This window comes from Cohnella soli (assembly GCF_042655525.1).
Taxonomy (GTDB): Bacteria; Bacillota; Bacilli; order Paenibacillales; family Paenibacillaceae; genus Cohnella; species Cohnella soli.
The window spans coordinates 101,161-114,484 of record NZ_JBHSMI010000056.1; the positions used below are offsets into that span (position 1 = coordinate 101,161).

At 43.8% G+C, this 13,324-nt stretch carries 15 protein-coding genes; 2 read left to right on the forward strand and 13 right to left on the reverse strand.

Annotated elements, in window-relative coordinates; genetic code table 11:
• Window positions 1-33: 33 nt before the first annotated feature.
• From ACFPOF_RS27810 to ACFPOF_RS27860, 11 genes are all read right to left on the reverse strand, one after another.
• Window positions 34-912 carry a PhzF family phenazine biosynthesis protein gene (locus ACFPOF_RS27810; protein ID WP_378138654.1) on the reverse strand — a complete coding sequence of 293 codons (879 nt, stop codon included), beginning with the start codon at window positions 910-912 and terminating at the stop codon, window positions 34-36.
• A gap of 54 nt (window positions 913-966) precedes the next feature.
• Window positions 967-2,151, reverse strand: coding sequence for an ABC transporter substrate-binding protein (locus tag ACFPOF_RS27815; RefSeq protein WP_378138655.1), 1,185 nt, complete (start codon window positions 2,149-2,151; stop codon window positions 967-969).
• A gap of 220 nt (window positions 2,152-2,371) precedes the next feature.
• On the reverse strand, window positions 2,372-2,818 hold the full coding sequence (locus tag ACFPOF_RS27820) for an effector binding domain-containing protein (RefSeq protein WP_378138656.1): 447 nt from the start codon (window positions 2,816-2,818) through the stop codon (window positions 2,372-2,374).
• A gap of 170 nt (window positions 2,819-2,988) precedes the next feature.
• On the reverse strand, window positions 2,989-3,885 hold the full coding sequence (locus ACFPOF_RS27825) for a phosphotransferase family protein (RefSeq protein ID WP_378138657.1): 897 nt from the start codon (window positions 3,883-3,885) through the stop codon (window positions 2,989-2,991).
• A 108-nt stretch (window positions 3,886-3,993) separates the two neighbouring features.
• On the reverse strand, window positions 3,994-5,265 hold the full coding sequence (locus ACFPOF_RS27830) for a MerR family transcriptional regulator (RefSeq protein ID WP_378138658.1): 1,272 nt from the start codon (window positions 5,263-5,265) through the stop codon (window positions 3,994-3,996).
• 177 nt (window positions 5,266-5,442) lie between these two features.
• Window positions 5,443-5,961: a GNAT family N-acetyltransferase gene (locus ACFPOF_RS27835; RefSeq protein WP_378138659.1), complete on the reverse strand. Its 519-nt coding sequence runs from the start codon at window positions 5,959-5,961 to the stop codon at window positions 5,443-5,445.
• Window positions 5,962-6,013: 52 nt separating this feature from the next.
• Complete coding sequence (locus ACFPOF_RS27840; protein WP_378138660.1) at window positions 6,014-6,574, reverse strand: GNAT family N-acetyltransferase; 561 nt, start codon at window positions 6,572-6,574, stop codon at window positions 6,014-6,016.
• Between the two features lie 335 nt (window positions 6,575-6,909).
• Entirely contained in the window at window positions 6,910-7,692 is a 783-nt protein-coding gene (locus tag ACFPOF_RS27845) for a hypothetical protein (RefSeq protein ID WP_378138661.1), read from the reverse strand.
• Entirely contained in the window at window positions 7,689-8,234 is a 546-nt protein-coding gene (locus ACFPOF_RS27850) for a sigma-70 family RNA polymerase sigma factor (RefSeq protein WP_378138662.1), read from the reverse strand. The genes ACFPOF_RS27845 and ACFPOF_RS27850 overlap by 4 nt, the downstream gene beginning before the upstream one ends.
• Before the next feature lie 356 nt (window positions 8,235-8,590).
• Window positions 8,591-9,505 carry a phosphotransferase gene (locus ACFPOF_RS27855; RefSeq protein ID WP_378138663.1) on the reverse strand — a complete coding sequence of 305 codons (915 nt, stop codon included), beginning with the start codon at window positions 9,503-9,505 and terminating at the stop codon, window positions 8,591-8,593.
• Between the two features lie 154 nt (window positions 9,506-9,659).
• Window positions 9,660-9,830 (reverse strand): DUF6262 family protein, encoded by a 171-nt coding sequence (locus ACFPOF_RS27860; RefSeq protein WP_378138822.1) that lies wholly within the window; start codon window positions 9,828-9,830, stop codon window positions 9,660-9,662.
• Window positions 9,831-10,137: 307 nt separating this feature from the next.
• Between ACFPOF_RS27860 and ACFPOF_RS27865 the strand changes: the two genes are divergently transcribed.
• Together ACFPOF_RS27865 and ACFPOF_RS27870 are read left to right on the forward strand one after the other, a co-directional pair.
• The gene (locus tag ACFPOF_RS27865) at window positions 10,138-10,374 is read left to right on the forward strand and encodes a ribbon-helix-helix domain-containing protein (protein WP_378138664.1); all 237 of its coding nucleotides are present in this window, start codon (window positions 10,138-10,140) and stop codon (window positions 10,372-10,374) included.
• A gap of 13 nt (window positions 10,375-10,387) precedes the next feature.
• Window positions 10,388-11,386 (forward strand): serine hydrolase domain-containing protein, encoded by a 999-nt coding sequence (locus ACFPOF_RS27870; RefSeq protein WP_378138665.1) that lies wholly within the window; start codon window positions 10,388-10,390, stop codon window positions 11,384-11,386.
• Between the two features lie 256 nt (window positions 11,387-11,642).
• Here ACFPOF_RS27870 and ACFPOF_RS27875 read toward each other — a convergent pair whose 3' ends face one another.
• Both ACFPOF_RS27875 and ACFPOF_RS27880 read right to left on the reverse strand, forming a co-directional pair.
• Window positions 11,643-12,992, reverse strand: a complete 1,350-nt coding sequence (locus tag ACFPOF_RS27875) for an FtsW/RodA/SpoVE family cell cycle protein (protein WP_378138666.1) — start codon at window positions 12,990-12,992, stop codon at window positions 11,643-11,645.
• Window positions 12,989-13,321, reverse strand: coding sequence for a PadR family transcriptional regulator (locus ACFPOF_RS27880; RefSeq protein ID WP_378138667.1), 333 nt, complete (start codon window positions 13,319-13,321; stop codon window positions 12,989-12,991). Before ACFPOF_RS27880 ends, ACFPOF_RS27875 begins: the two co-directional genes overlap by 4 nt.
• Between the last annotated feature and the right edge of the window lie 3 nt (window positions 13,322-13,324).

Genomic DNA, 13,324 nt, shown 5'->3' on the forward strand with positions numbered 1-13,324 from the left:
TATGTTGGCTGCAAACAGGCTTTTTGATTCCGCTTATATGATGATATGTCTTCGTTCAATGCCAGCCACTGCACCGCCAACCCGAACTTGGTTGATTTCACCGCTCTCGCTCAGGCGCAATCCTGCCTTGATTTCAGAAGGACAATCCATCGAATACCCTTGCCTGAACATGACATGCTCCACTTCCCACAAAGATCGTTGGCCATGTTGGTACAAATAGCTGAGAAGGGCACCGTTGGATGTTCCTGTCGCACTCTCCTCGGGAATATCGTACAGCGGCGCAAAATTCCGGCATTCCGCAGCAGCACCGTCTGGAGTATCCAACGTGAACAGATGATATCCAACCACATCATATTTTTCGCTGATGGCGGTTATGGCGTCAAAATTTGGCTGAACCTCATCCAAGAGCTTCCTGCTGCGGATCGGGATCAAGATGTCCCGCAGACCCGTCGAAACAATCTGGATGGGCAACCCGGTTTCCAGAGCCTCGGGATCCATCCCCAATGATGGGGCGATTTCCTCACAGGATATCCTTTCAAGAAATTGTGGTATAGCCTGTGATAAATAAACTAGACCCTCGGAGCTAATATCCACATCCAAAATTCCTGCCTTGGTTTCTATCGTATAGGAGGTTCCTGCTTTAGCCAAGCCCAGAGAATGCATTAGTCCAAATGCAGCAATCGTGGCGTGCCCGCACAGATCAACTTCGCTGGCGGGGGTGAAATAGCGGATTTTGTAATTCGCTAGCATGGATTTCTCCATAAAGGCCGTCTCCGAATAGCCCAATTCCTTCGCTATGAGCTGCATTTCAGCAGCATCCAGCGAAAGGCCATCCTCCAAGACAACGCCTGCTGGATTACCGCCACGCTCACCTTTCGCAAACGCATTTAACGTATACACTTCCACATTCATGTTCCGATCGTCCCCTCCTTATCTTCAAAAAACAATATACGTATCAGTTTCCCGTTAGTTTAACACAGGTTCCGATGAGTAGTCTTGAAGTTTGCCGTCCAGCACGATGGCTAAATCGTCCAGTGTCTCCTTAACGTCAGCACCTTCGAACACAATTCGAGCCAGAGCAGGATTCACATAATGGTCCAACATATGATACAGGGCGGTGTTTCCTGCTGAGATCGGAAGTTGTGCACTACTCGCGAGCTCAGCCAGTATGGCATTACGCAAAGGGTTACTGTTATGCCCTACCTCCGAATATACGGAGCGAAGAGGTGCGATTGACCCTTCAGTCACAAGCCGGGTCAACTCATTGCTGGTACAAGTCAACTCACAAAGGAGAGACCAAGCTAGTTCAGGGTTAACGGTTTTGGACGAAATGCCGAACCCACAAACCCACGGCTCGTTCACCCTATTGATAAATTGCGGCAATCCCGCGACACCGAGATCTTCCTTCAATTGAGGTTGAAATTCATGCAGCATATTATAGTAATCAAGAATCATCCCCACTTCGTTGCGAAGCAAATCGCTGTTCTTGAAATACTCTTGGGTCGCTCGTGCAACTTGATATTTGCGAACAAGATCAACTGCCCATTTCACAGCTTGCACAGCTTGCACACTGTTTGTATACCCGGAAGCTCTATTTCTATCGGGGGACAACCAATCTGTCCCGGCGGTGAGCAGTAGTAGGCCAATATACTCGTGATGAAACGAGATTCGGGCCGCAAACCGTTCTTCTCCTTCTTGAACATTCGCACGTTGCAGCCGAACTCCTATCTCCTTAAAATCATTCCAGGTCCAACCTTCTACTGGGTAAGGAATACCGGCCTTGTCAAACCATTGCTTGTTATAAAAAATACCTTTCATGCTTGCGCTTAGCGGAAGCACGGCAACTCGTCCGTCAGTCTCAACCAGGCGGAAGATCGAAGGGTGAAACAAATTTTTCAATTCGTGGTTCTGGCCCAGCCATACCTGCAGATCAAGCAATAGTCCATTCTTGCTGCAATCGACAATGTCTCCGTTAAACAACTGGACGAGATCGGCATCGGATTCCCCATTATAAAGGGTTGTACGGATCTCGCCGTTAGGAACAACTTTAACGATTATTTTTACCCCAGGGTTCGTTGCTTCGAAGCGGCGCGCAATCTCTTCTACAGACTCTTTTTGCCACGGTTCATCGATATGCACGACTAGTTGCATTAGTGCATCTCCTTGTCTTCTGTGTTATTGTGTGGTTCACTAGAATGATTCCTATGGTGTGGATTCTGAAATTTGTAAAAAAATAATACTTTGTTCTATATTCTTCATAGTATGAAAATTTCCTTTTTCTGTAATGACTAAAACTGTCAGTTAGCGTGGAAAAGGCAGCCGATCATCATGGCCGGCTGCCAAGGTGTCTTTATTCAGCTATCGTTCTTGATTATTCCACAGGTATTAATAGCTCGACTCTCTCTTCGTCTGCTTGTTCTATATAAAAAATTTCAATAGAACAAGCTCCGCTTAGCTGTTTAACCCCCTGCTTTTGAATCCAATCAAATACATGACCATACCCATCACGGATTGTTTTATTGGTACAAGTCACCTTTGCATATGTATGACTAGGAAGTTTAAAGCTCATCATGCCTTCTGGAATCGCATTACCTTCGGGCACCTCATAACAAGCAAAATATGTAGCCAGATTGTCACATACAAAATACGGACTAAAAACAACGTCTGTGTTTATGTTTGGAGTAAATTCGGACTTTCTGCTTCCAAGTTGTTGCTGAACTTTCACCGCTTCTGAAGGAAATGATTGAGGGAAAGGACCTGAGAAGCTAAATCCAGCAAAATGACTGGTATCTCTCTTAATGAGTTCACAATTAAACATGACGAAGCTCACTCCCCCTAAAATATGGTTTAATTTACCACTATAAAAATACTAATGCATTCATACTTTCTTGTAAATGGTTTCAAAATACGATGTAATTCAAGAAAACTGCCCGTTAGCGGAATGATTTAAATCTATCAACATCAACTTCAATCGAGTGGGAACTGCCCTTACACAAGCATACGCTCATTTAAAAATCGATTATCCCTGACGATTTTTCTTACCTTCTTCATCGTATCCACGTGTTTAGGTACTCCAGAAATTCGGTCAAGCAACAGCCACCTCAGACAGGCAAGCGCTTCAAAGATCTCCAACTCTGCCGTTGTCATGGGCATTTCCTCTTGATATTTGTACAAAAACGTAAGGCTTTTGCTCTCGCTCAAATAGATACGCAGAAGCAGACAAGCCCATGACAGATCGTATCTAGGATCTCCTAATTGCCCGTTCGTCCAGTCGATCACTGTGTATTGTCCATTCTCTTCTAGAATATTGCCTAAATTGAAATCGCCGTGAATAATCCGGTCCATTTTCATATCCGCGGAAGCGACGAGCCGGATCAGTTCCTCTTTCATCTCCGGAAACGCCTCGATACCCGGGAAAAAGTACCCAATAAAATCATACCTAGCTAGCACCCTACCCTCCAATCCATCCGGAGACAGCCGGTGAATGTCGGCAAAAACAGTAGCAATTTTCTTAAAAATACTCGGGTTCACCTTCGTTACTGCAGTACCATGAAAGCGGGTTAGCATCACACTGTCCCCAGTTTCGGTCCGCCCATAGCCGATCGACTCGGATACGCTGATTCCTTGACGACGAAGAACTTCCAAAAGGCGATATTGGCGCAGGACGTCGGGTTCCGAGCTTTTGTTCCACACCTTCAGTACAAAATGCTCTTCCCCTTGCGTGATCTTAACCACATCCGCCTCAAACCCCGACAAAAGCGGGCTAAACGTCAGTTCAGCCCCTGAAGTAAGGTTGTTTAAAATCGGGGTTGTTTCATGCCATTCAATACCCACCAATGAGTCGTTCATGGTTTTTCCTGCAACCTTACCTTCAAGATGGTTCATATCTCACCCCTGGTTTTTTTTACTACTTCCAGGAAATTCAACATTTAGCCGCGTTATCCTGCCCGTTAGTTGAATAGACACCCTTAAGTTTCACTTATCCTTCACTCGTTAGACGTAAAGTTTATTGCCAGTGGTAGTCCATAACGTGTGTATGATCTTTTGTTTTCTGTGAACCGTTCCGGCTGCAACAATAGCAAGTACCAAGCTCTCTTGCGCCTCTTCATCAATTACAGTTCCAAATACCATGTTCGCTTCCGGTTTGATTTTTAACTGTATCGTTTCTACGATCAATTTGACTTCGTCGAAATGTAAGTCTTTGGAACCTGTTATATTTAGGATAATGCTATCGGCTGTGCTGATATCGTTAACTAACTGAGGATTGTGCAACAATCGTTCTACAGCATCTACTGCCCGTTTCTCTCCTGTGGCTCTACTAATGCCGAATTGGGCAGCCCTTTTTTCCCGAATCAGAAATTTAAAGTCTTCTAGATCCATCGTAAATGTTGCTCTGACGAGGGACAACAAACAATTAACGGCATTGTTCATAGAATCATCGGCTATTTCGAGTGGTAAATCAAGCAGCAAATCCACATTCTCTCTCAATTTCGTAAGACCCGTTTCGACGTTCCCGTCAGCTTCTTCAGTGATTAGACTGACAGTAAGAATACCAAGTTTCCGTGCTTCTCGTGCAATAAGTGGTGCCATAGACGAGACATACCCACCATCTAGGCTCGCCAGCAGGAACAAAATATCACTGCCTTTTATCGCATTCAAAATCTGAGTCCATTCTTCTTCAGCCGGCGAGTCGGAAAGCAGTATTTTGCAGTAGGCATCGGATTGCATTAAATTGTTCATACTTTGATCAACGTGGATAATATCCATTTTCGCGCCGTTTACATTCAGCTTGTTTATTGCAGTAGTACTTGCGCTGCCTATGCCGATGACTTTTACCGGGAAATTGTCCTTCAGCTCCATATGGATTTGCTCCTTTTTGTTATGGATCGTATCACTCATCACTTCTAAAGGGTTAACCTCTGTGCTGCCTCTAATCGTTTTCGCTAATGCCCGAAGAACCTCAATCTTCTCGAGCATTTGCGTGATCTCATGATCCATTTTCTTCTGCAACTCACCGATTATGTGAAGAACAGGCATTCTCCGATTCTCGGACAAAACGATCTTGATGTCTTGAAGTGAAAAACCAATCTTTCTTAAGAAGATAATGATCCCAAGTTTCTCGATCTCAGCCGGCCCATAATATCGGTAGTTAGAGTCCGCAGTTTTTGCGGGCTTAAAAATGCCGACTTCCTCGTAATACCTGATGGTGCGAATGGAAATGCCCACTTCCGAAGATAGCTGTCCGATGCTGATCAAGCCCTCCACTCTGCCCGTATCCCCCCTTCTTTGAAAATATAACTGCAGTATAAAGTCTTCCGTCCCGGAAGAGTCAAGCTGTTTTGCCCCGTTCGTTATGGGAGTGTTCATTGAATTATTCTGCTCTTTAGCGTAACAAGGCTGCCATACAATATCGTGGCAGCCTTGTTGCTTTCCATTATTTAACTATCGTGTCCCGTTGGCGCAGTTGGCACTGATAATCCTATTTGTAAACGATTGTACATACTTGTTTAAATTTTCCCGAAACACTTCAGAATACTGACCAGCGGTATACTGGTTTACTACATCTCGCCAGAAATGAATTGCTTGTTCATTCGTTTTCATTTGAACAACTTTCCATTTCGCTTGGTATAAATTAAATGCTTGAAATGCCGCCAACTTTCCGAATCCTTTTCTTCGATACTTACTGAGGATTAGAAAATCATAAATAACATGAGTTGGATCAGGATCTGTATCATAATTTTCGAAAAGTATTATTAAAAAACCAATAATCCGCCCCTCATAATTAATAAAAAAGGGATTCCACCGTGGATCTTCCCAATAATGCTCCAACTTGATTTCGAAACGTCCATCAAAGCCCAAATCTTCTTCCGATATTCGACTAAAATCATATAGATAGAATTGGTAAAGATTATACAAAATTTGTTTGTGATTCAGCTCAACAGGCATTAGTTGAATTTCCATGCTTTGTCACCCACCTTAACATAGCGTATCACACCCCACTTTGATTTGCCTGTTAGTTAAAAAGTCTATTGAGTTTCTCAAACTCATCTTTTGTTTGTCCATACACGTACTCGTCGTAATGCTTGCCCTTAGTAAAAATCATTTCTCTGAGAATCCCTTCTTGGACGAATCCAAGATTCTCCTGCAAAGCACGTGATCCATCATTGTAGGCATAGACATAAGCGTTAACCTTACGGTATCGTAATTCTTCAAAGTAATAATGAAGCAATATCCTTATAGCCTCAGAAGCATATCCTTTTCGCCAATGTTTACGAAAGATAGCTACACCGTATTTAAAGGTGCCATTACGTGTATCACAACTGTTTGCCGTTATACTGCCAACAAGAGCTCCATCGAGTGTTTCAATTGCAAGAAATACATTATCACCTTCGGATGCCTTAGATGATGTGCTTTCCGCCCAAGCTTTTGTTCCTTCTTCAGATCTCGGAAAATATATAGAATCGCAAAGTCTTGCGCATTCCGAATCTTGGTCATTCTCATGGAATTCTTTCCAATCCAATGGTATCACAGGGCGTAATCTGACTTTTGAACCAGACCAAATATTATCGATCATTTTTATTCCCCTTCATGGGCTTTTGACCCAATTTTACCAATCTTGCTTGGAGTAAACTCACTCATTCGCAAGATTTCATCAACCTTGTATTGCAGAGTTCGACAAGAAAGTAGGCTCTCTTGATTTGCTGGATAATTTATCGGTCACCAAATGATAACAAGTCTGTGATGCCAAATGTAATCGGAATGCCTATCAGCGATGCATCAAGGTGTAGTCTCCTTTGTATAAAGAAATTACAAGAAGAGATACTCAAATTCAGCTTGTAGTTGTTATTGGTAACAAATAGTTGTGAATGTGGTGGAATCAGACCTGTTAATGTTAATTAATCAACCTGTTCATTCAATCATTCCCTTTTCGATAACAATCTTGCCAGCCGAGTAATTCTCTGTGTAGAAATAATATTCTCCTGCTTCATCTGCCGTGATTGTGTAGGAGAACTCTTTATCCTTTTCAAAATAGGCTTGGATTAACTCACCGTTCCTTATAAAGCCGATCTCCATATTTTCACCTTTGGGATCCGAGTATTGGTTGGTAGTCAAATCAAGATTGAACCGAATGGACAGCTTTTCGCCTTTGTCCAAATGCCATCCACTTTGATCCATTTTCGTAAAAATCACAAGGTCACCGTTATCTGTAAGAATCTCAGGTATTGAAAATAATTCATCATCTTTCTCAACTGCAATATTCGTTACAGAATCGGCGTTGATCGATTGTAACTGGTTTTCATGAATAATATTACTGATTAAAAGACGTTTTTCATAAGCCTCCGTCTTCGTTCCGCTAGGAGCTTCCTCCATATATGCATAATTAGTTTGCCGAGCAAGATGCCTGTTTTCTTCATTTAATGTTATTGCACCAAAGAGCTTACCTCCAGTTGCCGCATTCGCTCCGAAGGCGAATATAGACATCAGGATAATAACTGCAAAAATTAATGCGATTCTTCGAGTAATTTTTTTTGTTCTTACTGGAGGCTTTCTAAGTCCGATTATCTGACTGTTGATTTTATTTAGGACCATTTGCCGAACCTTTTCTTTGTCGATGTCAGAATTCATTTTTATTTCAATGCTATCCGTATTCATAGAAGCATCGTCAAACATTTCTGAGATTCTTATTTTCACGTTGACAGGCCTCCTTTTATTAAGATCTGTTTCAAGTTGCTGCGTCCACGCGAAAGTCTACTTCTGACAGTTGATTCGTTCATTTTCAGTTGTTCTGCTATATGATTTGTTTTCTCCATGAAATAATAATATCGAATGAAGATTTCCCGATCTAACTCATTCATTAATGACAATGCCGATTCGAGCATATGCTTTTGCTCTGACCTTTCAATCGGATCGATGGACTCATCTAATATCAAAATATCATCATCAAGAGTACAAATCAGTGGATTATGGTTTCTCAGTTTTTTTAACGCTTGATTTCTTGCAATTGAAGCAAGATATGATTTCAATGTCGTGCTATCTTCACGAATCTGTTCTGCGTGATTCCAAAGCAGGACAAATGCATCTGATACGACCTCCTCAATATCCTCGGCTTTCATATACGTACCAAGTACATTTCTCACAACCGTATGTACATAGGCAGAATAATAAGAAATAATCTTCTCCAAAGCTATTTGGTTTTTTTGTTTTAATTGTTGAATCAGCATCTTTTCCTCCAACCTATCCCCTCCTAACGGCCGTCGTATATAGATATCCAATTTCATCGCTTTTTGTTGCGGAATTCTTTGGATATTTTCGAGTAAAGGATAAGTACTATTATTTAGAATAAAAATAAATATTTATTAAACCATTCTGCCATTTAGCGTAACAAGGCTGCCATACAATATCGTGGCAGCCTTGTTGATTTCCTTTATTTAACTATCGTTTCCCGTTAGCGCAACGACTTACTCTGTTGAATTTCGTGTTCCTCAACATAAAGCGGCATCAGTGAAGGCGAATCGTACCTTATCGCGGCCTTTAAACGACAAAATGGTGCCGATAGCCATAGCCCCATAGCTGCAACGAAATAATGAGCCTAATCCGACAGTGCCCGCATGATGTTGGATTTCGCCTCTGCCGCAATCGCTTCATTCCCGTCATCGACCGCTTGCATCAAGATCAGTACGGGTATGTATACCGCGATCAGCCGCGCCAGCAGCTTCGTTTCCTCGTCCACTCCTCCGTAAGTTTCGAAAAACACGCTGCGAACGTAAGGTGGTAAAAAGCTGTAAGCAACGCTCAAATCGCAAGCCGGATGGCCTACGCTCAGATCGCCCCAATCAATGATGCCGGAAACGATCCCGTTCTCATTCACAAGCATATTTTTGAAATGAAGATCGCCATGTAGCAGTGCATTCACCGCCTCGACACGGTCCGTTTGCAGCCTGCTAATATACGCTTCGATCACACCGGACTCCTCCGGCGACAAGTGTTCAACCACCTTCGATAGAAAGCCCTCCAATTTCACTTTGCGCGATGCTATGTCCGTCAAGCTTCGATGATCTTGCTGAACTCCGCACTTCAGCGCCGCCTGCACCGGAAACTCATGCAATCTCCGCAAAAATTTCGCCAGCGTCTCTGCCGATAAAGCCCGGCGTTCTTCCGTCAAACCGATGGGGAAATCTCCTGGCACGTAGGCATAGCCAAGAAATGGTGCCGGGTATTCGTCACTTGCTTCGCCATAAAACAACGGTTTCGGATAGGGGATGGTCATATATGCCTCCAGCATCGGCAGCAGCTTCCCTTCCATACGAATCGAGCCAACTGCAATCGTTCTTCTTGGAAACCGGAACACGTACTCGTCACCGATGAGAAAAACCGTATTGTCCCAGCCCCAGCCCAATCGCTTCACTTGCTTCGATGACAGCTGAGGGAATTGTCTGCCGATCAGCGTCCGCGCCTGCTCTTCGTTAACCTCCCACTCCGCATCCCATACATTCGTTCCTCCCATGAAATGTCTGCCTCCTCCATCGGTTACAACGGCGAAACGTTCGGTTTAGCCGGTCTTCCTTCATGTCCCGAACTCATCCTCCAGTTGTTTGTTTTCAGTTTGGAGTTCTTATATCCGCTTGTTTTTAGCAGCGATGAGAACACTCTTGCTTGTTTCAGTCATTCCACGTTTGTTTAGCAGAGGACATGCCTTCTTGCTGATTGCGCAGCGTTTCTATTCGTTCGCGAATCTCCGAATGGTTATAAAGGTAGGCTTTAGAGACGCCCAACTCTGTGGAAAAGCTATTGAAGTTTAAATTGCCTTGTTGCTCAATAAGTCTTTGGATTGCCTCATCAACTTTTTCTGCAGCGGATAGCTTCTATTGCCTGGGTGTGCATGTTTCTCTTCGGCTCTAATTGCCGTTCCTTACGTTATTTAAACATTTACATTCCCTGGAAGTTGCGCATAACTGCCCGTTAGCTGCACAGGCTGCTGATATTGTCAGCAGCCTGGTTGTTTGTTGTTTGCTATCGTGCCCCGATAGGTTAATCAATTTGAGTTCAACGTCATTGATAATTTTACCATATAGTGTTACGATTACCTTACGAACAATTGAATAAAGTTACCTAAATCAAATAGAAGGAAGTGGCATATTGTCAAATAACGAACCACGTCTAGGTATTCCTCGAAATGACGGTCAACTAAGCATCATATTAAATAAAGGAGGAGCACGTTCTGGATCAGGGAAAAAACGTTTGGGTTTAACAAAAAAAACTTCTTTGACTTTGACAGAAGATATCTGGAAAAAAATTGAATCCTATTGTAAAGAGCATAAAATATCTCAGTCAGAAGCATTGAGGAACATGATTAACCACTACTTTGAAAAATAAAGGGGGACCAATTTTGCCGAATATCACCGAAACAATTGAAGAATATTTAAAAAATTTCGACAGTAATAGCACCCTATCAGGAACTGTGTTGATATCAAAGCAAAACGAGATATTAATTTCTAAGGGCTACGGGAAAGCCAGTTATGAATTAGGGGTACCTAACTACCCAAATTCAAAATTTAGAATCGGCTCGATTACCAAAACCTTCACTGCCGTTTCAGTATTACAATTAGTTGAAAAAGGTTTAATTGGACTAGATGACTGCATTAATAGATATTTTCCGACACAGCAAGGCGGAGACAAAATAACTATCAGCAACTTGTTATCCCATACGTCTGGCATTCAAAGCTACACTGATAGCCCTTTAATGATTGAATGGTCAAAAAACAACTCAAGTCCTGATGAAATATTCAAACGGTTTTCAAAGTTAGAATTAAACACTATCCCTGGTACCGAGTTTTCTTATTCAAACTCCAATTACTGTATTCTTGGAATGCTTATTGAGAAAATAACTGACCAGCCATACGATCGTGTTCTCAAGGAAACCATCTTCGACGCATTAGGAATGTATGAATCGGAGGTTGAAACACCCTTAAAAATAATTAAAAATCTGTCAAGTGGGTATGAACTTGATCTGTCCAAATCCTTAATTCAAGCCCCCTATTTAAATACAACTAATGCTTTCGCCTCAGGAGATATTCTCTCCACAGCAGCAGATCTCCATATTTGGGATGAAGCCTTACATTCCGATAAATTAATAACTTCGGACTTAAAAAGTAAAATGTACAAGCCTTTCTTAGAGCATTCACAGTATGGGTTTGGGTGGTTTGTACAGGATACTCCTTTCGGAAAACTTGCTTTTCATAGTGGTGGGATTACGGGTTATTCCTCAATGCTTTTAAGATTTTTAGATAGCGGTGTGACAGTAATTGTATTGAACAATGTCTCGACTGACATTAGTGAGTTAAGCAAAGGACTAGCTGTTATTGCACACGGTTCCTCTTTTACTTAACCCCAAGAGAGTTGGCATTTTTCAAAAGAAGGGTCTGTTTTTGTCCCTTACGGATAAGCATTTTTTACACTTTTTTCGGAAGATTATTGACGTAATCTGCCAGTTAGCGCAACAGGCCACCGATTAATCGGTAGCCTGTTCTTCGTTGTGCTATCGTTCCCCGTCGTAATCACAACTCGCTGTTATCTCCATAGTTAGACCGGTCTGGAACAGACCAGAGGTGTTTTGTCGTATATGCTTCGTTATGAGCGGTAGATCAGGTTCGTACGGGCTGAGTATCCATACGTCTCAGCATATCTTTACGCCTGTAGACGCCAAGCATCAGCCCGACCGCTCCTAGCTCGATAAGCGTGACGCTCGACCAATTCATGATCGGCATCTGCATGCCTCCGAGAATTGGCATAATCCCAATGGACATCAACAGACTCCACGCATATTGAAGCCCCAGCACCGTTGTTAATCCGATGACAAGTCCTTTGGCGTAACCATCTTGCAGTCGCATGCCCATCATCGCGATGCGCACCAGAAACAGCAGAGACAATAAAGCGACGACGATGCCGAAAACCCAGCCAAGGCTGTACACCAGGTAAGAATATGTCATTTCGCTTGTAATTAGGGGTAACCGCTTGGTGGCTATACCAAACCCTTGTCCCCACAGGCCTCCGTCGTGAATAGCTTCCATCGAGCGGAGCGTATGGTATGAAGTCTTTTCGCTGCGATGGAGAAACTCCGAATACCGTTCCCACAATCTCGTCAGCAAATCCTGATTATAAAACGACTGAATGATCAGCACCAGAGCACCCATGGAGCAGCAGGCCGCGAGAAATAACCGCCATCTTCCCTTCATAAGCAACAGAACCGTTACGCCGATCAAATACGTCATAAGATTCCCAAGCGCCGGAGCTACAATGAAGAATCCAACCGGTAGGACCATGTAGACAGCAATGTCCTTGACCAGATTCTTAAGCCGCTCAATATCGTTCCCCGCAACAGGCCGCTTTAACGTATCCCGATGCAGCATGCCTGCCACAGCAGCGATCAGCAGATAAGGCGCAATCGCGCAAACATTGAACGAGAATGCGCCCACGGATATCCACTGCTTAGCCCCATTCACGGACATTCCCTGCCAATGCGGTGCGGCCAATATCGCCAGCGCCCCTATGTACAGGAAGTTAGAGTAATTCAGCAACCTCCGGTAATTGACGAAATACAGCCCGCCCATCACGCCGATTCCCGCCAACACGAACAACATTTTACGCTCGATGTTAAGCTGCCCGTCCATCGCATAATACAGCGATAATAACGTTACCGCCCCGATCCCCAGCATGCCGGCGACGAGCGCAATGACGCTCCATTCTGGTTTTGGCTTATGCGTGGCGTCCAGCTGCCTGCCAACCGTATCCGGATCACCCATCTGCCCAATGGCGGCTTCAATTGCCTCATGCTCCTCCATTCCTCCGTCCATTTTCTCGCAGACAATAGCCTCTAGGTGATCGAGCATCTCCAGCCGAATGTCCTCATGCACGTTCTTCGCCCTGACTTGCGCGCATATCCGCGCGAGAAACGCTTGTACCGCCGGATGCTGTTCCATTCCGCCGCCGCTCATGCGCTTCCCTCCCCAATTATCCGCGATACCGTGGAGCTGAACAGCGACCACTCCCGCTCTTTCTCGCCGAGCTGCCTGCGCCCATCGTCCGTGATCCGGTAATACTTGCGCTTGCGGCCGCCCTCCTCGTGCCAATAAGCGACGACGAGTCGTTCCATCTCAAGTGTGTGCAGAATCGGGTAGAGCGTCCCTTCCTTAAAAGTGAACAGACCTTCCGATTTCTGCTCGATCAGCTTCGTCATTTCATAGCCATACAAATCCTTATTATCTAGCAGCTTCAGGATCAGAATGACCGTGCTACCCTTCATGAGCTCCTTGTTGATTTTCATGGC